Source organism: Pseudomonas sp. ESBL9, assembly GCF_036668715.1.
In the GTDB taxonomy this organism is placed as follows: domain Bacteria; phylum Pseudomonadota; class Gammaproteobacteria; order Pseudomonadales; family Pseudomonadaceae; genus Aquipseudomonas; species Aquipseudomonas lundensis.
This window is the reverse complement of sequence record NZ_JAZEVV010000001.1, coordinates 1,299,534-1,322,724: the sequence shown is the minus strand read 5'-3', so window position 1 is coordinate 1,322,724 and position 23,191 is coordinate 1,299,534. Positions and strand designations below refer to the sequence as shown.

Sequence of the window (23,191 nt, the reverse complement as noted above, 5' to 3'; positions counted from 1 at the left end):
AATAGAGCAGACAGCCATTGCGGGATTCGGCGTCTAGGGTAGGTGGCGCCTGCGCGCTTGCCAAGAGGGGCTGCGCAATTGGGTTAATAATTTGTCACTTTGGGTCATTGAGTGGGGGCGGGCAGGGCTTTACTGTGCCTGTCATTCAACGACGGGCGCCGCAGAGCATCCCGCGTTCCGTGAATCCGCCTGTTGTGGAGCAACCTGATGACTGCCACTCACTACCCGCATTTACTGGCCCCGCTGGATCTGGGTTTCACCACGTTGCGCAATCGCACCCTGATGGGCTCGATGCACACCGGCCTTGAAGAAAAGCCCGGCGGCTTTGAGCGCATGGCCGCTTATTTTGCCGAACGCGCCAGGGGCGGCGTCGGCCTGATGGTCACCGGCGGTATCGCCCCCAACGATGAAGGTGGCGTGTACAGCGGCGCGGCCAAGCTCAGCACTGCGCAAGAAGCCGAGAAGCATGTGGTTGTGACCCGCGCGGTCCACGACGCCGGGGGCAAGATCTGCCTGCAGATCCTCCACGCCGGGCGTTATGCCTACAGCCCGCGCCAGGTCGCGCCGAGCGCGATTCAGGCGCCGATCAACCCGTTCAAACCCAAAGAGCTGGACGAAGCCGGGATCGAGAAGCAGATCAGCGATTTCGTCACCTGCGCCCGGCTGGCCCAGAGCGCCGGGTACGACGGTGTCGAAATCATGGGCTCCGAAGGCTATTTCATTAACCAGTTTCTCGCGGCCCACACCAACCACCGCACCGACCGTTGGGGCGGCAGCTACGAAAACCGCATGCGCCTGCCAGTGGAAATCGTGCGCCGGGTGCGCGAAGCGGTCGGGCCGAACTTCATCATCATTTATCGCCTGTCGATGCTGGACCTGGTGGAAGGCGGCAGTGTCTGGGACGAAATCGTGCAACTGGCGCAGGCCGTCGAGCAGGCCGGTGCGACCCTGATCAACACTGGTATCGGCTGGCACGAGGCGCGCATCCCGACCATCGCCACCAAAGTGCCGCGCGGCGCGTTCAGCAAAGTCACGGCCAAATTACGCGGTGCGGTCAAGGTGCCGCTGATTACCACCAACCGCATCAACACCCCCGACATTGCCGAACAGATTCTGGCCGAGGGCGATGCCGACATGGTGTCCATGGCGCGACCGTTTTTGGCCGACCCCGAGTTCGTCAACAAAGCCGCTGCCGGGCGCAGCGATGAAATCAACACCTGCATCGGTTGCAACCAGGCATGTCTGGATCACACCTTTGGCGGCAAACTCACCAGTTGCCTGGTCAACCCGCGCGCCTGTCACGAGACCGAACTCAACTACCTCCCTGTCACCCATGTAAAAAAAATCGCCGTGGTCGGTGCCGGGCCTGCCGGGCTGTCGGCGGCGACTGTCGCGGCCGGGCGCGGCCATCAGGTGACGCTGTTCGATTCGGCCAGCGAGATCGGCGGCCAGTTCAACGTGGCCAAGCGCGTGCCGGGCAAGGAAGAGTTCGTTGAGACCCTGCGCTACTTCAAGCGTTTGCTGCAGACCACCGGGGTCGAGGTGTGCCTCAACACCCGCGTGGGGGTTGAACAGTTGGTGGCGGGCGGGTTCGACGACATCATTCTGGCCACCGGTATTGCGCCGCGCACCCCCGATATTCCGGGCGTAGATCACCCTAAAGTCCTGAGTTATCTGGACGTGATCCTTGGGCGCAAACCAGTGGGTGCCAGCGTGGCGGTGATCGGCGCGGGCGGGATCGGCTTCGACGTGTCGGAGTTTCTGGTGCATCAGGGCGTGTCCACCAGTCTGGACCGCGAGGCGTTCTGGAAGGAGTGGGGCATCGACACACGCCTTGAAGCCCGCGGCGGCGTGGCCGGTATCACCCCTCAGGTTGAGGCGCCTGCGCGTCAGGTCTTCCTGTTGCAACGCAAGAAAACCAAGGTGGGCGACGGGCTGGGTAAAACCACCGGCTGGATCCACCGCACCGGGCTTAAAAACAAGCGTGTGCAAATGCTTAACAGCGTTGAATACCTGAGCATTGACGACGACGGTCTGCATATCCGCATCGGCGACGGCGAGCCGCAATTGCTGGCCGTGGACAACATCGTGATCTGCGCCGGGCAAGACCCGCTGCGTGACTTGCAGGCCGGGCTCGAGGCGGCCGGGCAGTCTGTGCACCTGATTGGCGGCGCGGATGTGGCGGCCGAGCTGGATGCCAAGCGCGCGATCAATCAGGGCTCGCGTCTGGCGGCCGAGTTGTAAGCGCGGCGGTAGCGGCCATCAAAAAGCCGATGGTTTAAACTCCGTTCATTTTTGAGCGGAGAGTGCCGTGCGTGTGCCGTTGATTGATTGGGAGCCCTATGCGCCCTTGCAGCCTTTGCACCTCGACTGGCTGGCGAGGGCCGGGGTTGAGGTTGCTGTCTTGCGTCTGGACCTGATCGACCCGCTGGTCAGTGGCAACAAGTGGTTCAAGCTCCATCAGTCGCTGCGCGCGGCCCATGCAGCGGGGGCTCACGGGTTGATCAGCCTGGGCGGCGCACACTCCAATCATCTGCACGCCTTGGCGGCGGCGGGCAAACGCTTTGGTTTTACCACCGTCGGCCTGCTGCGCGGGCACCCTCAAGAAACCCCCACCACCCGTGACCTGCAAGACTTCGGCATGCACCTGCATTGGCTGGGGTTTGCCGGTTATCGTGCCCGGCATGCGCCTGATTTCTGGCGGCCGTGGCAAGCGCAGTACCCGCAGTTGCAGTCCGTGCCCGAGGGCGGCGCCAGTTTGGCGGGCGCGCAAGGGTGTTCACCGTTGGTCAAGCAGGTGCGTGACCAAGTGGCCGCGCTTGGCTGGGCGGATTACGACGCGTGGTGGCTGGCCGCGGGGACGGGCACCACGCTGGCCGGTCTGGTGCTGGCTGAAGCCTTGCAGCGCAGGGTCTATGGCGCCATGGCGGTGCCCGAAGACCACGGGGTGGCGCCCACGGTGCGCGCCCTGTTGCAGCAGGCGGGCAGCCCTGTGGGTGACTATCAGTTGATCGAGGCCAGTCGCGGCGGTTTCGCGCGGGTCGATGAGGCGCTGTTGGCGTTTATTCGGCGCAGCGAGTTGGACAGTGGCGTGCCTTTGGAGCCGCTGTACACCGGCAAGGCGTTGCTGGCGCTCAAAGAGGCTGTGGACGCGGGGCATGTGGGGCGAGGCATGCGCGTGGTGTTTGTGCACACCGGCGGCTTGCAGGGCCGCCGGGGGTTTGCACCAGCTGTTTAGTTGCGTTTAGGCAGCATGCGCAACAGCGTGTTGTCTTTCATCACGTAATGATGAAACAGCCCGGCCAGCGCGTGCAGGCCGATCAGCCAGTAGCCGAGGGTGCCGCCCAGCTCATGCCAGCCCTTGATCTGTTTGGCGGTGTCCACGTCCTTGAGGGTCAGGGGTGGCAGGTCGAATCCGTAAAAGAACACGGACTTGTCGTTGTAACTGAGCACCAGATAACCCATCACCGGCATGGCGATCATGAACACGTACAAGGCCCAGTGCACCAGCGTCGCCAGGGCGGTTTGCCAGGCGGGCGGGGGCGGGGTGATCTTCGGCGCCACGCCCAGGGTACGTGCCAGCAACCGTAGCCACACCAGCGCAAACACGGTCAGACCGAGCATGAAGTGGGCATCTTTCATCAAGTTGCGACCGTCGCTGTCTTTCGGAAAAATCCCGCGAAATTCAATGGCGGCGTAAATCAGTACAAACAGCAGCACCATCACCCAATGCAGGGCGATGGACATACGACTGTAACGGTCGGTGGAGCTTTTCCAGGACATGGGTGTTCCTCACGGTTCAGGTCTTGAGCCTCCGCTCTTGTATGACGGAGTTCCTTTACAGTAATACGTCTGCGTACATTTGCGCTGAGATGCATCAGTTTTCAGGGTTGCCTGGCACATGAGGCCATAAATCCGAAACCAGAAACAGGCGCTCGGCTTCTTCCCAATCACCGTCGGGCGTGGGCGTCAGGCGCACCAACAGCTGCGCGGGAGCCTGCGGGTGCAGTTCGGCCAGCCAGACCTGCAATTGCGCGTCATCCCAAAGCCCGTCTGGCCCATAGTGCGCAGGTGCCAGCCAGGCATGCCGCGGCAGGGGCTGCCAGCACCCGGCGGGCCTTTGGCGGACAAACGCGGGCCAGTCGCGCTGGTGCAGCCAGCGGCCGCGTAAATGCAGCGGATGCGCGCCGGCCGGAGGCTGCGCTTCACCGGGCCATGGATACAGCAGGTAACCGCCCAGCCACAGGTGCGCACTGACATGCTGAATGTCCAGGGCGGCCAGAATCTCGCGGCATTCTGGGCGGCTGGACATCGGTAACTGATGCTGACTGAAATGCGTGAGCTTGCGGTCCAGCCGGTCATTGCTGCCCGGCCCCAGCCAGAGCGCCGGGTCGTGCCCGTCGCCGTGTGGCGGGCCGAGGTAAAGTTTGATCGCCAGTTCCAGATGATGCGCGCCGTCACGGTCACGTAACAGCATGTCCAGCTCGCCCAGCGTATGCCCGCCCACGCGAATGGGCAGGTTGGCGGCCACCAGCTCGACACCGGGGGCGTGGGTTATGGCGAACTGCCACAGCCGCTCGTAGTAACGCCCCAGCCTGCGGGTGGTGGCCAGCGCCAGCCAGTGCTGCAACGGCTCGCTGTGCCGGTCAAGGTCGCGCAGCCAGTTTTCCAGCCAATGTGGCGCCTGAACCCAGTCGCTACCGGTCAGCGGGTGGCGCTGAGACCGGGGCGTTTGGCTGAGCATGGGCGGGGCCAGAATCACCCACGCCAGATCACGCACCTCGGGGTGACGTAACTGGCGGGGCAGGTTGAGCAAGTCGGGGAAGAGGATCATGCTGCGAGCATAGCCTTTTGCTCACGGGCTGAAAGGGTTTTGTCTATCGTGTCCTTTCGCCCATAATCGCTGTTTTCGCCCGTCACGTACCCCGCAGGAGCCTCATGGAGCACTTTCGTAATATCGGCATCATTGGTCGTTTGGGCAGTTCTCAAGTGCTCGACACGGTTCGCCGACTGAAAAAATTCCTGCTCGAGCGGCACATGCACGTGATCCTCGAAGACACCATCGCCGAAGTGCTGCCCGGCCATGGCCTGCAAACCTCGTCGCGCAAAATGCTCGGTGAAGTGTGCGACATGGTCATCGTGGTGGGCGGCGATGGCAGTTTGCTCGGCGCCGCCCGTGCGCTGGCGCGGCACAATGTCCCGGTGCTGGGCATCAACCGTGGCAGCCTGGGCTTTTTGACCGACATCCGTCCCGATGAACTGGAAGTCAAAGTCGCCGAAGTGCTTGACGGCCACTATCTGGTGGAAAACCGCTTTCTGCTGCAGGCCGAAGTGCGCCGTCACGGCGAAGCCATTGGCCAGGGCGACGCCCTCAATGACGTGGTGCTGCACCCCGGCAAGTCCACGCGCATGATCGAATTTGAATTGCACATTGACGGGCAGTTCGTTTGCAGCCAGAAGGCCGACGGCCTGATCGTCGCCACGCCGACCGGCTCCACCGCCTACGCCATGTCAGCTGGCGGCCCGATCATGCACCCCAAGCTGGATGCCATCGTCATTGTGCCCATGTACCCGCACACCTTGAGCAGCCGCCCGATTGTGGTGGACGGCAACAGCGAACTGAAAATCGTGGTGGCCAAGGACATGCAGATTTACCCGCAGGTGTCCTGCGACGGTCAGAACCATTTCACCTGCGCGCCGGGCGACACCATCACCGTGAGCAAAAAAGCGCAAAAGCTGCGCCTGATTCACCCGCTGGACCACAACTACTATGAAGTGTGCCGGACCAAGCTGGGCTGGGGCAGCCGACTGGGCGGCAGGAGCGACTGATGCTCGATCCAGCGCGCAGTTACGATCTGATCGGTGACGTGCATGGCTGTGCTCATACCCTTGAGCATCTGTTGGAGCGTCTGGGCTATCGCAAACTTGCCGGTGTCTGGCGGCACCCGCAGCGCATGGCGGTGTTCCTCGGCGACATCATTGACCGTGGGCCGCGGATCCGCGAATCGCTGCATATCGTCTATGACATGGTGCAAGCCGGTCAGGCGCTGTGCCTGATGGGCAACCATGAATTCAACGCGCTGGGCTGGTGCACCCCGGCCCCGGCGGGCAGTGGCAAGCAGTTTGTGCGGGAGCATAACCCGCGCCATACCCGGCTGATCCACGAAACCCTGGAGCAATTTGCGCACTACCCCGACGAATGGCGCGAGTTCGTGCAATGGTTTTACGACATGCCGCTGTTTGTCGACGCCGGACGGTTCCGCGTGGTGCATGCCTGCTGGGACGCCGACGTCATTGCGACCCTGCGTGCACAATTTCCCGATGGCTGCATCGATGAACATTTCCTGCAAGCGGCGGCCGAGCCTGAAAGCTTTGCCAGCATGAGTTTTAACCGCTTGTTGCGCGGCACCGACATGCGCCTGCCCGACGGCATGACACTGACCGGCGGGGATGGCCTGACGCGTTCGTTCTTCCGCACCAAATTCTGGGAAGACGACCCCAAAACCTACGGTGACATTGTGTTCCAGCCAGACGCCTTGCCGGAACGGGTGGCCCGCAAGCCGCTGTCGCCCTCCGAAAAAGGCGCCTTGCTGCGCTATGGCATTGAAGAGCCGATGTTGTTCGTCGGGCATTACTGGCGCAGCGGCAAACCCGCGCCGATCCGGCCTAACCTGGCCTGCCTGGATTACAGCGCCGTGTTGTATGGCAAGTTGGTGGCCTACCGTCTGGATCAGGAAAAACGCCTCGATCCGCACAAATTTGTATGGGTGGACGTTGATCGCCCGGAGGCTATTCAATGAGTGCTGTTGAGGTTTTACGCTTGCCCCTGTCGGTTGACCTGAGCGGTTTTGTCAGCCTGCTCCAGCGCATGCACGTGCCGCATCGGGTCAGCGAAGAGGCGGGCGAGCAAGTGGTCTGGGCGCCCGAAAGCATTGCCGGGGAGGTGCGCAGCCTGTACGCGCGTTTCCCTCAAGGCGACCCCGAAGGCCACGTGCCGGTTGTCGAGCGCCCGCCCGCCATGGCGCGCCCGGGGTGGGTCCAGCAACTGCGTGACAGCCCGGCCACCGCGACTATCCTGCTGCTGTGCGTGATCGTGGCCGTGGTGACGCAACTGGGTGAAAACCTGTCGGTTCTCAGCGGGCTGACGTTCCTTGATTTCAGCATCCGTGGCCAATACATCCAGTTCACACCTTTGTCGGATAGCCTGGCGGCAGGGCAGTGGTGGAGATTGTTCAGCCCGATGCTGATTCACTTCGGTTTCCTCCACATCGCCATGAACGGCATGTGGTACTGGGAACTGGGTCGACGCGTTGAACTGCGTCAGGGCAGCATCAACCTGATCGGGTTGAGCTTGCTGTTCAGCCTGGTGTCCAACTTCGCCCAATACCTGTTTGGCGGCCCGAGCCTGTTCGGCGGCATGTCCGGGGTGCTGTACGGCTTGTTGGGGCATGTGTGGATTTACCAGCTCATGGCGCCGAACCCGTTGTATCGCCTGCCTCGTGGGGTATTGGTGATGATGCTGGTCTGGCTGGCCGTGTGCATGTCCGGACTGGTATCGCTGATCGGTTTCGGCCAGATCGCCAACGCCGCTCACGTCGGCGGGTTGTTGATCGGTTGCCTGACCGGCTTGCTGGGCGGGCTGTGGGCGCGCCGCAAGCAGGCTAAATGAAACACCTGGGGTTGCTGCCTTGCGCGGGCAGCGACCGCATACACCTCATCTGATGTTCAAGAGCGGAAACGAACCATGTCCTCTTTCAACGAAATGATCCAAAACATCACCCCCGAGATCTATCAGAGCCTGAAACTGGCCGTGGAAATCGGCAAATGGGCGGACGGCAACAAACTGACCGCCGAACAGCGTGAGCTGTCGTTGCAGGCCATGATCGCCTGGGAAGTGCAAAACCTGCCCGAAGAAGAACGTACCGGTTACATGGGCCCGCAAGAGTGCAGCTCCAAATCCATTTCGGTGCCTAACATCCTGTTCAAATCGGATGCTATCCATTGATTGAGATTGGTCGCGGTGCAATCAGCAAGATGTCGGTCAGCCTTGAGGCGCCGACCGTTCAATACGCATTTCGTCTGGGCGATACCGAGGTGCCGGTCAATCCGTTGATCGGCAGCAGGTTGCGTCTGGAGTACCTGGGCAGCATCAATTGCACCCATTGCGGGCGTAAAACCAAGAAGAGCTTCAGCCAGGGCTACTGTTACCCGTGCATGACCAAGCTGGCGCAGTGCGACGTCTGCATCATGAGCCCCGAGCGTTGTCACTATGATGCTGGCACTTGCCGCGATCCGTCGTGGGGCGAGCAGTTCTGTATGACTGACCACGTGGTGTACCTGGCCAACTCCTCGGGGGTTAAAGTCGGCATTACCCGTGCCACGCAACTGCCCACCCGCTGGCTCGATCAGGGCGCCAGCCAGGCGCTGCCGATCGTGCGGGTCGCCACGCGCCAGCAATCGGGGTTTGTCGAAGACCTGTTCCGCTCTCAGGTGGCAGACCGTACCAACTGGCGTGCACTGCTCAAGGGCGATGCCGCCCCGGTGGACCTCGTTGCCGTGCGTGAGCAACTGTTTGAAAGCTGCACCCAGGGCCTGCAACAGCTGCAGGAGCGATTTGGTCTGCAGGCGGTCCAACCGTTGCAAGGCGTCGAGCCTGTCGAGATTCGTTACCCGGTCGAGCAGTACCCGAGCAAGATCGTGAGCTTCAACCTGGACAAAGACCCGATCGTGGAAGGCACGCTGATGGGGATCAAGGGCCAATACCTGATCTTCGACACCGGCGTTATCAACATTCGTAAATACACGGCCTACCAGCTGGCCGTGCATCAGTAAAAGGACTCCAGCATGCGCACCGAACAACCCAAAATGATCTACCTCAAGGACTATCAGGCGCCCGAGTATCTGATCGACGAAACGCACCTGACCTTTGAATTGTTCGAGGACCACTCGCTGGTTCATGCGCAACTGGTGATGCGCCGCAATCCGGCCCGGGGCGAGGGCCTGCCGCCACTGGTGCTTGATGGGCAGCAGCTGGAACTGCTATCGGTCAAACTCGATGACGTGGAGCTGACCGACGCCGACTATCAGCTCACCGACAGCCATTTGACCCTGCACCCGCAACGCGCGCAGTTTGTGGTGGATACCAGCGTCAAAATCCATCCTGAGACCAATACTGCACTCGAAGGCCTGTACACGTCCGGCAGCATGTTTTGCACTCAGTGCGAGGCCGAGGGCTTCCGCAAAATCACCTATTACCTCGACCGTCCCGACGTGATGAGCATCTTCACCACCACGGTGATCGCGGACCAACACAAATACCCGGTGCTGCTGTCCAACGGCAACCCGGTGGGCAGCGGCCCAGAGGAAGACGGTCGGCACTGGGCGACCTGGGAAGACCCCTTCAAGAAACCGGCCTATCTGTTTGCCCTGGTAGCCGGTGATCTGTGGTGCGTTGAAGACACCTTCACCACCCGGAGCAACCGCGAGGTGGCGTTGCGCATTTATGTCGAACCGGAAAACATCGACAAATGCCAGCACGCGATGAACAGCCTGAAAAAATCCATGCGCTGGGACGAAGACACCTACGGCCGTGAGTACGATCTGGACATCTTCATGATCGTGGCCGTCAACGACTTCAACATGGGCGCCATGGAAAACAAGGGCCTCAACATCTTCAACTCCAGCGCCGTGCTGGCCCGTGCCGAGACCGCCACCGACGCCGCGCACCAGCGCGTCGAAGCGATTGTGGCCCACGAGTACTTCCACAACTGGTCGGGCAACCGCGTGACCTGCCGCGACTGGTTCCAGTTGTCGCTCAAGGAAGGTTTCACCGTGTTCCGCGACGCGGGTTTCTCGGCGGACATGAACTCGGCCACGGTTAAACGCATCCAGGACGTGGCCTACCTGCGCACCCACCAGTTCGCTGAAGACGCCGGCCCCATGGCCCATGCGGTGCGCCCGGACAGCTTTATCGAGATTTCCAACTTCTACACCCTGACCGTCTACGAAAAAGGCTCGGAAGTGGTCGGCATGCTCCACACCTTGCTGGGGGCCGAAGGCTTCCGTAAAGGCAGCGACCTGTATTTCGACCGCCACGACGGCCAAGCCGTCACCTGCGACGACTTCATCAAGGCCATGGAAGACGCCAATGGCGTGGACCTGACCCAGTTCAAGCGCTGGTACAGCCAGGCCGGTACGCCGCGCCTGAATGTCACTGAACACTACGATGCTGCTAAACAAACCTACAGCCTGACCTTCGCCCAAAGCTGCCCGGCTACCCCCGGCCAGACTGAAAAACTGCCGTTCGTGATCCCGGTGGCGCTGGGCTTGCTGAACGCCAACGGCGAGGAACTCCCGCTGCACTTGCAAGGCGAGTCGGCGGCGGTGGGCACCCATCGTGTGTTGTCGGTCACCGAGGCGCAACAGACCTTCACCTTTACCGGCATGGCCCAACAGCCGCTGCCGTCCTTGCTGCGCGGCTTCTCGGCGCCGGTCAAATTGCACTTCCCGTACAGCCGCGACCAACTGATGTTCCTCATGCAACACGACACCGACGGTTTTAACCGTTGGGAAGCCGGCCAGCAGTTGGCGGTGCAAGTGTTGCAAGACCTGATTGGCCAGCATCAGCGCGGTGAAGCGCTGGTCATGGACCCGCGTCTGGTAGCAGCCTTGCGCAGCGTGTTGGGCAATGAGCAACTGGATCAGGCGATGGTGGCCGAGATGCTGTCTTTGCCGGGTGAGGCTTACCTGGCCGAAATCAGCGAGATCGCTGACGTCGACGCCATTCACGCGGCCCGTGAGTTTGCCCGCCAGCATCTGGCTGAAAGCCTGCATGAGGCTTTGTGGGCGCGCTATCAGGCGAACCGCGAGGTGTCCAAAGCCACACCGTATGTGGCGCAAGCCGAACACTTTGCCCGCCGCGCCCTGCAAAACATCGCGCTGTCGTACCTGATGCTCACCGGCAAGCCTGAGGTGCTGGCTGCGGCTCTGGAACAGTTCGAACACAGCGACAACATGACAGAACGCCTGACGGCGCTGGCGGTGCTGGTCAACTCACCGTTCGACGCCGAGAAGGCCAAGGCGCTGGCCAGTTTTGCCGAGCACTTCAAGGACAATCCGCTGGTCATGGATCAGTGGTTCAGTGTGCAGGCCGGTTGCACCTTGCCCGGTGGTTTGGAGCGGGTGAAGGCGTTGATGCAGCATCCGGCGTTCACCCTCAAGAACCCGAACAAGGTCCGGGCGTTGATCGGGGCGTTTGCGGGGCAGAACCTGATCAACTTCCATGCCGCGGACGGCTCCGGCTATCGCTTCCTGGCGGACTTGGTGATCCAGCTTAACGCCTTCAACCCGCAGATCGCCTCGCGGCAGTTGGCGCCACTGACCCGCTGGCGCAAATACGACAGCGCCCGCCAGGCGCTGATGAAGGCCGAACTTGAGCGCATCCGCACCTGCGGTGATCTGTCCAGCGACGTGTTTGAAGTGGTGAGCAAAAGTCTGGCGTAAACACGCCTGGCGAGGTTTCGCCCCGGTCAGCTGACGGGCCTGGGCGAAGCAGGAGCGGTGGGGCCGGTCAGTGACTGTGCCCCAGCACCACGTCCAGCGCCGTGCGCGCGTCATCGAGTTGAACCAGCGTTGCATGGCGCGCACCCAGCGCGTCATGGTTTTCGATGGCGGTCAAAATTGCCTTGTGCCGGGGTAGCGCCAATTCATGCAGGTTGGGGCGGCGGTTCGAATGCTTCAACGCCTCGCGCAGTGCCAGTGACAACATGTTGCACAAATTGGCCAACAGGTCGTTGTGGGTGGCATCGGCAATGCGGCTGTGAAAATCCAGGTCGGGTTGCAGCAGGGCTTCGGGCGTGGGGGCGTTTTCCATGCGCTCGTAGGCTTCGCGGATCGACGCCACTTCCTCGTCGGTCGCATGTTGGGCGGCGAGGGCAGCGACGGCAGGTTCAATGATGCTGCGCACGCTGGTGAGCAAGGCAAAAAACTCATTTTGCGGCGTGCACTGCATCAGCCAATGCAGCACGTCCGGGTCGAGCATGTGCCATTCGCGGCGCGGCTTGACCACGGTGCCGACCCTGGGTTTGGAATAGACCAGCCCCTTGGCCAGCAATACCCGGGTCGCTTCGCGCAACACCGGTCGGCTGACGGCATACTCCTCGCACAGCAAGGCTTCGGCCGGCAATTTCTCATCGGGTTTGAAACGCCCGGAAACAATCTGCATGCCGAGTTCTTGAACGATGCGCGCATGCATGCTTTTGCGCTCGGAAGGCTGACGGTAATCCATTGGGGGCGAGTCGATCCTGTCGGTGAAAAGCGCCGATCATAGCAGGCGCGGACTCAAGGCTTATACACCTCACATTGACGCCGACGACGAAGCCGCTGGCGGCGTCGTCGACGGTGGCAGTGGCTCAATGGGAATGGCGTGGCACCTCGGCGCCACGGCAGCCCACCAGGAAGTCAAAATCACAGCCCTGATCGGCTTGCATCACGTGATCGATGTACAGCTGACGATACCCGCCGACCAGCAGCTTTTGCGGGGGCTGAATGTCCGCCAGCCGGGCCGCCAGTTCAGCGTCCGGGATGTCCAGGTGCAAACGCCCGGACGCGCAGTCCAGCTCGATCCAGTCACCTTCCTGCACTGCCGCCAAAGGCCCGCCTGCCGCTGCTTCCGGCGCCACATGCAACACCACGGTGCCATACGCCGTGCCGCTCATGCGTGCATCCGAGATGCGTACCATGTCGGTCACGCCCTGGGCCAGCAACTTGGCGGGCAGGCCCATGTTGCCGACTTCCGCCATGCCCGGATAACCCTTGGGCCCACAGTTCTTCATGACCAGAATCGAATCGGCAGTGACGTTCAGGTCGGGATCATTGATGCGTGCTTTGTACATGTCGAAGTTTTCAAACACCACCGCCTGACCGCGGTGTTTCATCAGCGCCGGGGTGGCGGCCGAGGGTTTGAGCACCGCACCCAAAGGCGCCAGATTGCCGCGCAGCACACAGATGCCGCCGTCAGCCACCAACGGGTTGTCGAGGGTGCGGATCACTTCGTCGTCGCCATAAATCGGTGAGTTTTTCACGTTGTCCCATAGGCTCTGGCCATTGACGGTCAGCGCGTTCGGGTGCGGGATCAGGTCATGCTCGCCCATGCGCCGCAGTACGGCGGGCAGCCCCCCGGCGTAGTAGAACTCTTCCATCAGAAAACGCCCGGACGGTTGCAGGTCCACCAGGGTCGGCGTGCCGCGCCCGATGCGGGTCCAGTCGTCCAGTTCCAGGTCTACGCCGATGCGTCCGGCAATGGCTTTGAGGTGGATCACGGCGTTGGTCGAGCCGCCAATCGCAGCGTTGACCCGGATCGCGTTTTCGAACGCTTCTTTGGTCAGCACTTTGGACAGGCGCAAGTCTTCGCGCACCATCTGCACCGCGCGCATGCCCGACATGTGAGCCAGCACATAGCGCCGCGCATCCACCGCCGGAATGGCCGCGTTGTGCGGCAGTGAGGTGCCCAATGCTTCGGCCATGCAGGCCATGGTCGAAGCGGTGCCCATGGTGTTGCACGTACCGGCCGAACGCGACATGCCCGCTTCTGCCGAGAGGAATTCGTCGAGGCTGATGTTGCCCGCTTTATAGGACTCGTGCATTTGCCAGACGATGGTGCCTGCGCCGATGTCCTTGCCTTTGTGCTTGCCGTTGAGCATCGGGCCGCCCGTGACCACGATGGCTGGCACGTCGCAGCTGGCGGCGCCCATCAGCAGGGCGGGGGTGGTTTTGTCGCAGCCGGTGAGCAACACCACGCCATCGATCGGGTTGCCGCGAATGGCTTCTTCGACGTCCATGCTCGCCAGGTTGCGGGTCAGCATGGCAGTAGGGCGCAGGTTGGATTCGCCGTTGGAGAACACCGGGAACTCAACGGGAAAGCCCCCGGCCTCGATCACGCCGCGTTTGACGTGTTCGGCAATGGTACGAAAGTGCGCGTTGCACGGGGTCAGCTCCGACCACGTGTTGCAAATGCCAATGATCGGCTTGCCTTGAAACTGGTGGTCGGCAATGCCCTGATTCTTCATCCAGCTGCGGTACATGAAGCCGTTTTTATCAGCGCTGCCAAACCATTGGGCGGAACGCAGTGGCGGGGTTTTATCAGACATGGCGGCTCTCTTATTGTATGACTAATTGATTTTTATGACCCTAAAGTAGCGCTTAAAAAGCCAGTTTGGAAGTGTTGTTGAGTAAATAGTATTACTATATAGTCGATTCGACTGAGAGCTGATCCTGGTGTGTATTCACCTGAGGCCACTCCAGAGGTGCCATAACAAAAACAATGGGAGACCGTCTCATGAGCCAGGAACTCCGGCTTATTCGTCGCATCACGCTCAAACTGATTCCCTTTCTGGTCTTGCTCTACCTGATTGCCTACGTGGATCGCTCGGCAGTGGGCTTCGCCAAACTGCACATGGGGGCCGACGTCGGCATTGGCGACGCCGCCTATGGACTGGGCGCGGGCCTGTTCTTCATCGGTTACTTCCTGATGGAAATCCCCAGCAACCTGATGCTTGAGCGCTTCGGCGCGCGACGCTGGTTTGCCCGCATCATGATCACCTGGGGCGCCATCACCATTGGCATGGCCTTTGTGCAGGGGCCTCACAGTTTTTATGTGATGCGTTTTCTGCTGGGGGTGGCCGAAGCCGGTTTCTTTCCGGGCGTTCTGTACTACATCACCCAATGGTTCCCGGTGCGCCACCGGGGCAAGATTCTGGGGCTGTTCATCCTTTCGCAGCCCATCGCCATGATGATCACCGGGCCTATTTCCGGCGGTCTGCTGGGCATGGACGGCGTGCTCGGCCTGCATGGCTGGCAATGGCTGTTCATCGTGATCGGCACTCCGGCGATCCTGCTGACCTGGCCGGTGCTGCGCTACTTGCCGGACGGCCCGCAACAGGTCAACTGGCTGGAGCAGGGTGAAAAAGACTGGTTAATGGGTGAGCTGGAAAAAGACCTGCAAGCCTACGGGCAGACCCGGCACGGCAACCCGTTGCATGCCTTGAAAGACAAGCGCGTGCTGTTGCTGGCGCTGTTCTACCTGCCGGTCACGTTGAGCATTTACGGGCTCGGGCTGTGGCTGCCGACGCTCATCAAACAGTTTGGCGGCAGCGACCTGACCACCGGTTTTGTGTCGTCGGTGCCTTATGTGTTCGGCATCATCGGCCTGCTGTTTATCCCGCGCAGCTCGGACCGCCTCAACGACCGCTATGGCCACCTCGGCGTGCTGTACGTGCTGGGCGCCATCGGCCTGTTCTTCAGTGCCTGGCTGACGGTGCCGGTCATGCAACTGGCCGCGCTGTGCCTGGTGGCGTTTGCGCTGTTTTCCTGCACTGCGATTTTCTGGACCTTGCCCGGGCGTTTCTTTGCGGGCGCCAGTGCCGCAGCCGGAATTGCCCTGATCAACTCGGTGGGCAACCTGGGCGGCTACATCGGCCCGTTCGTGATTGGCGCACTCAAGGAATACACCGGGCACTTGGCCTCTGGCCTGTATTTCCTGTCGGGCGTGATGGTCTTCGGCCTGTGCCTGACCGTCGTGGTGTACCGCCAACTGGAACGCAAACACGTGCTCAACCCCAGTGAATTCGCGGCCAGCGCCCAGCCTGCCACCCATCCCTGAATTGCCCCAGTGAGGCTCAACATGCGTTTAGTACAGTTTGAATTGAACAATGGCCAGCGCCGCGTGGGCGTGGTGCAGGACGACCTGATCTGCGAAGTGTCCGGTTGCACCAGCGTGCGCGAGGTGGCACTGGCCGCGATCGACGCCGGGGTGTCGCTGGCACAGCAGATCGAAGCGCTGGGGCTGGGCATCACCCATGACTATCAGGCGTTGCTGGCTGAATGCCGGATCTTGCCGCCGCTGGATCACCCGGACCCGGCCCACATGCTGATCAGTGGCACCGGGCTTACCCACCTGGGCAGTGCCTCGGCCCGGGACAAAATGCACCAGCAGGCCCACGACGACACCGCACTCACCGACACCATGCGCATCTTCAAATGGGGCGTGGAGGGTGGTAAGCCCGACGCAGGCGAGGCCGGGGTGCAACCCGAATGGTTTTACAAGGGCGATGGCAGCATTGTCGTGCGGCCGGGCGAACCGTTCCCGCTGCCGCCGTTTGCCGAAGACGCGGGTGAAGAGCCAGAAATCGGCGGCCTGTACGTCATCGGTCATGACCGCAAGCCGTACCGGCTGGGCTTTGCCGTGGGCAATGAGTTCTCCGACCACGTGATGGAGCGCAAAAACTACCTGTACCTGGCCCATTCCAAACTGCGCAGTTGCTCGTTTGGCCCGGAGCTGCGAGTCGGCGACTTGCCCCGGCATTTGTCCGGCAGCAGCCGCATCCTGCGTGATGGTCAAGTGCTCTGGGAGAACGAGTTCCTGAGCGGCGAAGCCAACATGTGCCACAGCCTGGAAAACCTCGAATACCACCACTTCAAATACAGCCAGTTTTTACGGCCGGGCGATGTGCACGTGCACTTTTTCGGCACGGCGACGCTGTCTTTCGCTGATGGCGTACGCACCCGTGCGGGCGACCGTTTTGAAATCACCCAGTCGGCCTTCGGCGCACCGTTGATCAACGGCATTGCGCCGGTTGACGCCGTGTTCGAGCCCGGCGCTGTCGGTACACTTTAAAAGGAGAGCAGGTATGACTCAGATTCTCGGCCACAACTACATCGGCGGCCAACGCAGCGCCCAAGGCAGTGTCATCGTGAACAGTGTGGACGCCACCACGGGCCAGGCACTGCCCTACGACTTTTACCAGGCCACCGGGCAAGAGGTGGACCGTGCCGCCTGCGCTGCGGCCGCCGCTTACCCGGCCTACAAAGCGTTGAGCGCTGAACGCCGGGCAGCGTTTCTGGACGCCATTGCCGATGAACTGGATGCCCTGGACGATCAGTTTGTGGCGCTGGTATGCCGTGAAACCGCGCTCCCGGCCGCCAGAATCGCAGGCGAACGGGGTCGCACCAGCGGGCAGATGCGTTTGTTCGCCACGGTATTGCGCCGTGGTGATTTTTACGCGGCCCGCATCGATCAGGCGCTGCCTGAGCGCACCCCGCTGCCGCGTCCGGATGTGCGCCAGTACCGCATCGGGCTTGGCCCGGTCGCGGTGTTTGGCGCCAGCAACTTTCCGCTGGCCTTTTCCACGGCAGGGGGGGATACCGCTTCAGCGCTGGCGGCTGGCTGCCCCGTGGTGTTCAAGGCGCACAGCGGGCACATGGCGACTGCGGAACAGGTGGCCGATGCCATTTTGCGTGCCGCCGAGCGTACCGGCATGCCTCAAGGCGTGTTCAACATGATTTATGGCGCAGGCGTCGGGGAGGCGCTGGTCAAGCACCCGTCGATTCAGGCCGTGGGCTTCACCGGATCGCTCAAGGGCGGGCGCGCGTTGTGTGACATGGCCGCGGCGCGGCCGCAGCCAATTCCGGTGTTCGCTGAAATGTCGAGCATCAACCCGGTCATCATCCTGCCGCAGGCCTTGCAGGTGCGTAGCGCCACGGTGGCCCGCGAGTTGGCCGCCTCGGTGGTGCAAGGCTGCGGCCAGTTCTGTACCAACCCCGGGCTGGTGATCGGTCTGCGCTCGCCCGCATTCACCGCCTTCATCGAGCAACTGGCCGGGCAAATCAATGAACAACCCGCGCAGACCATGCTCAATGCGGGCACGCTGCGCAGCTACGCCAAGGGGGTCAGTCAACTGGCCGACCATGCCCTTGTCGAACACCTTGCAGGCCTTGCCCAGCAAGGCAAACAAGCACAGCCGCAGGTGTTCAAGGCGGATGTGCGGCTGTTGCTGGAAGGTGATCCGGTGTTGCAGGAAGAAGTGTTCGGGCCAACCACGGTGGTGATCGAAGTGCAAGACGCGGCCCAACTGGACGCCGCGATCCAGAGCCTGCATGGCCAGCTGACTGCCACCCTGATTGGCGAGCCCGAGGACCTGCAACAGTTCGGTGGGCTGACGCCTTTGCTGGAACAAAAAGTCGGGCGCATCTTGATCAATGGCTACCCGACCGGTGTCGAGGTGTGCGATGCCATGGTGCATGGCGGGCCTTACCCGGCGACCTCGGATGCCCGGGGCACGTCAGTCGGTACGCTGGCCATCGACCGTTTTCTGCGCCCGGTGTGCTTCCAGAACTACCCGGACAGCCTGCTGCCCGAGCCGTTGAAAAACGCCAATCCGCTGGGCATCCAGCGCCTGGTGGATGGCCAGACCACGCGCAACCCCCTGTAATCCCGTCGGGGGTTGGTCAACGATCAACCCCCGCCATAGCCGGCTACCACTCACGGCGTGGCAAATCCTTTAACTCTTCCTGTCAGGCAGGGGCTTATCCCTGCGCCTTGATAAGGAAGTACCCATGTCCGATTCCGCCCCTTCACCCTTACCGGTCTACGCCTCCCACGTGGTTCAGCGTGCGGTGGCTGCACAATTTGCCGCCCGTCCCACCGTGCGTGCGGTGGTCACACAGTGGCTGACCCGGCAGTTGGCTCACTCCATCACCCTCAAGCAGCACGCCTTCGATCTGAGCAACACCTATCTGGTGCTGACCGTCGACGCCCAGGGTCAACCCCTTGCCACCCAGCGCTACCGTTTATTGATCGATGAAGTGCTGGAGCATGTCGCCAGCAGAGCACCGCTCACCTACCGGTATTACGACGACCTGACGTGTTTCGTAGCGATGAGCCCGGTGGCGCCTCCGGTCGGTGGCTTTGTGCCGATCGAACCCATGAACGTGATCGAACCCGTGCTGCTGGAGTTGCTGAGTATTTGGCCGGTTGCCTTTCAAGACGCGCTCATCGCGTATTGGAATCAACCCGTTGATGCCGGTAGTGCCCGGCTGCACTGGGTGGGCCAGATGATTCAGGACCAGATGCTGACCGGCATCGCGCGGGCGCCTGAGCTCACGGACAACCAGCGCAAGGCGCTGCGTCAGGTTGTGCGCTATCCCCACCGCAATGAGCGCCTGCGCGAGCGCCCGCTCAAGGCAAGGCTGTTTGACGCGCAGACATCGGTCACGGTGCATAGCGTGGCGGGCCGGTTGTGGGCGGCCGGGCGCAGGTTTGATGTGGTCACCCCGGATACCGTGATCGAGGTGGTCGAGAACGGTGTAAGCACCTGGTTCTATTGCACGCCGGGCGGGACCCTTCAACGTTTTGCGTCCTTGGGGACGTTGACCCGCTTCTGGAGCCTGCGGTTTGCCTCGCGTTATCGATTGCAACGTGCGCAATGTGTACTTTACGAGCCCGCCGGCAACTTTCTCGACACCCAGTCGATGTGTGTGCTGGAGCGGCAGCTGGACGCTATCGGGGCACTGGATCAACCCATGACGCTCGCGGCTCTGGAGCAACGCATCCAGGCAGTGACGGACACCGCGGCCGTGTTCAAGGTGAGTGAAGCCCCGGAGCCGCTTGATCTGGCGCCTGTCTATGCGGCGCTTCCACCGTGGTTGCGCAACGCCTCTGCCGCCGACCGCTTTGAATACCGCTCGCAACTGGTGGCGCTGGCCAGCGTTTACGCACTGGCGCAGGGCAAGCGCTTCAACGATGACATTCCGGACCTCTACACCTATACCGCTCAAGCGCTGCGTCAACAGATGCTGCGCGATCAGCCCCAGGCGCCGGGTTACAACCCGGATGATATCCAACTGACGTTTGTCGACCCGGTGGGCCCGGGCGGCGAGGGCACTGTCGGCACGCTCAACCGGTTTACCTTGACCCTCACCGAATTGGCCGTGGAGAACCTGACTGCCATTCGGGGCAGCCGCATGACCATTACCCACGCCAAAGGCCAGCTGATTCAGGACTGGTGGATGACGCCTGACTACCTCAAGGGTCTGGTGCGGCGCGTCAATATTGGCCTGCGTTATCCGCAGTGGATCCGGCAATGCCTGCTCAACGACCCAGACGACGCCCTACGACGTGAACGGCTTTTCACCGATGAGCTGCGGGTGCAGTTGGTGCTGCAAGCGCTGGAAATCAAACTGCGCAAAACGGCCCCGCTCAGTCAGCGGGGGTTTCAGATGATCAAAGCCCTCATGCACCCGGACCCGCAAATGCGGGCAGTGGGCGGACAATCCGTGTGCATCCGGCCGCTCACGTTGTTATCGGTGCCCACGTTGCCTGCCCACGAGGTGCGCAGCCTGTTTGTCATTGGCCCCACCGAGGTGAGGGCAGGGTGCCATGTGCTGTATCGCCCGTTGCATAAGCAGCCGTTGGTTGAATACCCCTCGTGGGACGCGTTGTTTGCGGCCATTGCAGCGCCGGGCGAGCTGCAGCGCAGTGTGCTGGCCTGGTTGCCCGCCAGTGCCCGCCCCCTGTATGAGGCAGGCGGTTTCTACCGCTTGAACCTGCCTTCGCGCAACGTGCATGGCGACAGTTCATTTCCCCTGATCGCGGGTGCTGCGACGTTGGGCACCTTCAGCTTGAGCCAGGACTTCATGCATGACCTGTACCTTGACATGGCGCGAACACTGAGTGAGCTGGCCGACCGGCAGACCGTGTCCAATGCAGAACAACGTTGGCAGTCGCTGATCACCGGTGGCTGGTTGTTGTTCAGTGCAGTGGTGCCTAACCTGCCACTGGCCTGGCCACTGCGGGTCATCGCGGGTATCAGCATGACGTGGCTGGCGGTGCAGAACGATATAGAACAGCTGCGCTCCACTGACGAACAGCACCAAGCCTCGGCCCTGATCGACCTGATCTTCAATTGTGCGTTGGTGCTGTTGCACGCCCGGCCGGTGGTGCCGCGCCCGTTGCTGCAACAGGAGCCGGACGCCGTGTTGATCCCGGCCAGCGTCAGAGCGCGCGAGACGCTGCAGCCGCTTCCGGCACCGCCGATCATCGAAGCGGGCGTGACCCATGGCGTGGACGTCGAGGTCGGCCATCAGCTCACCGCGCTGGATTTTTCCTGGTTCACCAACCCGCAAGTCAAATACACCCGATGGCAACTGAGCTGGCTGGACCGTCATCATGTTTCAGGCTTCAAGAGTGACAAGCCCGCGATAGACCGTGGGCCTTATCAGGGCTTGTTGGTGTTCGAATACCAGTTGTATGCCGAGGTGGATAACTGGGTGTATCGCGTCCAGCTCGAAGATGACGATGTCTACCTGGTCAACCCGCGCGATCCGCAAGACCGCGGGCCTCGCATCCTGCGTAATGCACAGGGGGAGTGGACGTACGACCTGCGGTTACGATTGCGCGGCGGAAGCCCCCAGTCCCGGCTGAGGGCGAAGAAGGAACAGCGCATCAAACGCCTGGCGGAGTTGCGTGAGCAACTCACGCTCTACAATGCGCGTGCCAAGGTGCTGGAAACCGAAATGACGGCGGCGCAGGCCCTCAGCGACAAGGTCAATGCCGATCACACTGAAACCGTCGACCTGACCCGGCGTCGCGCGGCATTGGAAAACTACATCGCGGTCATGGAGCGTCAGAAGCCTGAATACGAAGCAGCGTTAAAGCTGTTTCTGGAGAAGCAGGAGGTCTTGGCTGAAGAGAGAGACCCCGTCAATTTGGTCGGCTTTTATAAATTCCTGATTCGCCTGACCAGCACGCTGTTCGATAACCATCTGATGCTGACGGGGGTTTTCAAAGCTCAGCACCCCGACGTTTTCAGCAACGAGGGTCAGTTTGTCAATGTGCTGACCTTGCGCTCAGCGGCTTACCGGGCAGATTGCCAGGCCATCATTGACGCCTTTGACAAGGCCGCGGGGTATTTCCGAGAGTTGGAGACCTATATCCACAGACTGCGCGCCGTGCCGAAATTGGGGCACGCCACTGCGCTTGAAGCGCAGAATAAATACGTGCTGTTTGAACAGGCGGCGATGACTCACTATCGCTCCAGCGTGGTGTGCCGGGGCTATCAGTTGTTGGTATTGCCGGAGCTGATCGTCAGCTCGCCGGGTAGCGCAGACTGGCTGGCGGTGAGAAAAATACTGACTGACCTGTTTTATACCTCGCACAGTCAATACGCACTGGAAGATAAATCGCTGTTCAGTCTTGAGGAACGCACCGAAATTCTCACTGACGTCCGCGAACGGTATGCCCGCGCTGATGACGCGCTGGGGATTTTTCAGGAAGAAGCAGGAACGCGGTTTAACAGGTCGGCCTTTAACAAAGTGCTTTCGATACTGGTTGAACTGGATCAACGGGCCGAGGCCATGCTGGACGAGCAGGCCAAGGAGCAATCACAGTGGTTACCGGCGCAGCCCCGGCCCGCGCGCACGCCCAGCTATACGCGCAAAATTGTCCGTACCCGTAAAAAAGGGATTCTGGTCGGCATCCCCAGGCAAAACACCCGCGAGGGCGAAGCCGAAGTCGTGGACGTGGGCGATCTGTCGGGCGCCAGTGCCCGAAGCACGAGCCCTTCGCCCCACCTGACCGTCACCTTCAAACAAACCGCCCCGGATCAATGGGTTGAAGTGCAAGCGCCGGTCGTGGTGCACGAGCGGCCACTGTCGGAGCTGAAAACCGAAGCCAATACGCTGGTGCAGGGGCTGAATGCGCAAATCCGCAGGGTCAAAGGTTACGCCAAGCGGTCCCGATTCCCGTTGGAACTGGAAGAAATTCTCGACCGTTATGCGCAAAAGCTGGATCGGCTGGTGCTGGAGATCAAACAGGCTACCCCCGATGAGCCTGCCGTCGAGCACCCCAAGCCGGGCACCGTGCCGATGTACATCAAACGCCTGGAGCACGGCGCGGCGCTGCTGCGCTCCCAAGGCGTTGAACTGCTGATGTCATTGCCGCCCACCACGGCCACGGTGACCTTCCTGCTGGAGAAGCAACACGTCAGCGTGCACAAACTTGCGCCGCGTGTGGCCCTGCGTGGGGAACGTCAGGACTTCGTGCAGGAGTACGAAATCAAAAACACCGCCGGTAACGTGCTCTGGTACGCACATCTGCATTACAAAGCGGCCGACAGCCCGGCGCAGAACGTGGAAGCGGCCCATTTCAAGCTGGCGGCTCAACGGTATGCCAGCCAGCCGGCTGAAGATGCCAAAGCCAAACCCGGGCGAGCGCCGACCCAGGTGTATTACGCGCCCATCAGTCAAAAGATGCTGACGGAACGATTTCTGGCGCTGGACGTCCAGTGAAAGACAGACAGGCATGGGTAAAGGGGCTGGTTTGACCTATCATTGCGCCTTTCCAACAGGTGAATGATTA

Annotated in this window: 16 protein-coding genes; 12 read left to right on the top strand and 4 right to left on the bottom strand. The window is 61.5% G+C overall.

Annotated features, from left to right (window positions below):
- Positions 1 to 207 precede the first annotated feature (207 nt).
- Positions 208 to 2,244 (top strand): NADPH-dependent 2,4-dienoyl-CoA reductase, encoded by a 2,037-nt coding sequence (locus V6F78_RS05775; protein WP_047294273.1) that lies wholly within the window; start codon positions 208 to 210, stop codon positions 2,242 to 2,244.
- 67 nt (positions 2,245 to 2,311) lie between these two features.
- Positions 2,312 to 3,238, top strand: coding sequence for a 1-aminocyclopropane-1-carboxylate deaminase/D-cysteine desulfhydrase (locus V6F78_RS05770; protein ID WP_332726815.1), 927 nt, complete (start codon positions 2,312 to 2,314; stop codon positions 3,236 to 3,238).
- Here the strand turns inward: V6F78_RS05770 and V6F78_RS05765 are convergent.
- Entirely contained in the window at positions 3,235 to 3,783 is a 549-nt protein-coding gene (locus V6F78_RS05765; protein WP_047275522.1) for a cytochrome b, read from the bottom strand. The two genes, V6F78_RS05770 and V6F78_RS05765, sit on opposite strands and share 4 nt — an antisense overlap.
- Positions 3,784 to 3,877: 94 nt before the next feature.
- Positions 3,878 to 4,834: a DUF1853 family protein gene (locus V6F78_RS05760; RefSeq protein WP_332726814.1), complete on the bottom strand. Its 957-nt coding sequence runs from the start codon at positions 4,832 to 4,834 to the stop codon at positions 3,878 to 3,880.
- Between the two features lie 104 nt (positions 4,835 to 4,938).
- On the opposite strand from V6F78_RS05760, the gene V6F78_RS05755 reads away from it, so the two are divergent.
- The 6 genes from V6F78_RS05755 (at position 4,939) to pepN (ending at position 11,502) form a co-directional block, all read left to right on the top strand.
- The gene (locus V6F78_RS05755) at positions 4,939 to 5,829 is read left to right on the top strand and encodes an NAD(+) kinase (protein ID WP_047275519.1); all 891 of its coding nucleotides are present in this window, start codon (positions 4,939 to 4,941) and stop codon (positions 5,827 to 5,829) included.
- Complete coding sequence (locus V6F78_RS05750; RefSeq protein ID WP_047276490.1) at positions 5,829 to 6,800, top strand: metallophosphoesterase; 972 nt, start codon at positions 5,829 to 5,831, stop codon at positions 6,798 to 6,800. The genes V6F78_RS05755 and V6F78_RS05750 overlap by 1 nt, the downstream gene beginning before the upstream one ends.
- Positions 6,797 to 7,669, top strand: a complete 873-nt coding sequence (locus V6F78_RS05745) for a rhomboid family intramembrane serine protease (protein ID WP_094991229.1) — start codon at positions 6,797 to 6,799, stop codon at positions 7,667 to 7,669. The genes V6F78_RS05750 and V6F78_RS05745 overlap by 4 nt, the downstream gene beginning before the upstream one ends.
- Before the next feature lie 75 nt (positions 7,670 to 7,744).
- The gene (locus V6F78_RS05740) at positions 7,745 to 8,005 is read left to right on the top strand and encodes a YeaC family protein (protein ID WP_047276494.1); all 261 of its coding nucleotides are present in this window, start codon (positions 7,745 to 7,747) and stop codon (positions 8,003 to 8,005) included.
- Positions 8,002 to 8,832 carry a DUF2797 domain-containing protein gene (locus V6F78_RS05735; protein ID WP_332726813.1) on the top strand — a complete coding sequence of 277 codons (831 nt, stop codon included), beginning with the start codon at positions 8,002 to 8,004 and terminating at the stop codon, positions 8,830 to 8,832. Before V6F78_RS05740 ends, V6F78_RS05735 begins: the two co-directional genes overlap by 4 nt.
- Before the next feature lie 12 nt (positions 8,833 to 8,844).
- Complete coding sequence (pepN, locus tag V6F78_RS05730) at positions 8,845 to 11,502, top strand: aminopeptidase N (protein WP_332726812.1); 2,658 nt, start codon at positions 8,845 to 8,847, stop codon at positions 11,500 to 11,502.
- Positions 11,503 to 11,569: 67 nt separating this feature from the next.
- Here pepN and V6F78_RS05725 read toward each other — a convergent pair whose 3' ends face one another.
- Together V6F78_RS05725 and V6F78_RS05720 are read right to left on the bottom strand one after the other, a co-directional pair.
- A complete protein-coding gene (locus tag V6F78_RS05725) occupies positions 11,570 to 12,286 on the bottom strand; it encodes a FadR/GntR family transcriptional regulator (RefSeq protein WP_332726811.1) in 717 nt (238 codons plus the stop codon).
- A gap of 124 nt (positions 12,287 to 12,410) precedes the next feature.
- A complete protein-coding gene (locus tag V6F78_RS05720; RefSeq protein ID WP_047294261.1) occupies positions 12,411 to 14,147 on the bottom strand; it encodes an IlvD/Edd family dehydratase in 1,737 nt (578 codons plus the stop codon).
- A gap of 188 nt (positions 14,148 to 14,335) precedes the next feature.
- Here V6F78_RS05720 and V6F78_RS05715 point away from each other — a divergent pair, with 188 nt between their 5' ends.
- The 4 genes from V6F78_RS05715 (at position 14,336) to V6F78_RS05700 (ending at position 23,121) form a co-directional block, all read left to right on the top strand.
- Complete coding sequence (locus tag V6F78_RS05715) at positions 14,336 to 15,658, top strand: MFS transporter (RefSeq protein WP_047276503.1); 1,323 nt, start codon at positions 14,336 to 14,338, stop codon at positions 15,656 to 15,658.
- Between the two features lie 21 nt (positions 15,659 to 15,679).
- Positions 15,680 to 16,672, top strand: a complete 993-nt coding sequence (gene araD1, locus V6F78_RS05710; RefSeq protein ID WP_047294256.1) for an AraD1 family protein — start codon at positions 15,680 to 15,682, stop codon at positions 16,670 to 16,672.
- 13 nt (positions 16,673 to 16,685) lie between these two features.
- On the top strand, positions 16,686 to 18,266 hold the full coding sequence (locus V6F78_RS05705) for an aldehyde dehydrogenase (NADP(+)) (protein ID WP_314400550.1): 1,581 nt from the start codon (positions 16,686 to 16,688) through the stop codon (positions 18,264 to 18,266).
- Between the two features lie 124 nt (positions 18,267 to 18,390).
- The gene (locus tag V6F78_RS05700; RefSeq protein ID WP_332726810.1) at positions 18,391 to 23,121 is read left to right on the top strand and encodes a dermonecrotic toxin domain-containing protein; all 4,731 of its coding nucleotides are present in this window, start codon (positions 18,391 to 18,393) and stop codon (positions 23,119 to 23,121) included.
- The last annotated feature ends 70 nt before the right edge of the window (positions 23,122 to 23,191 follow it).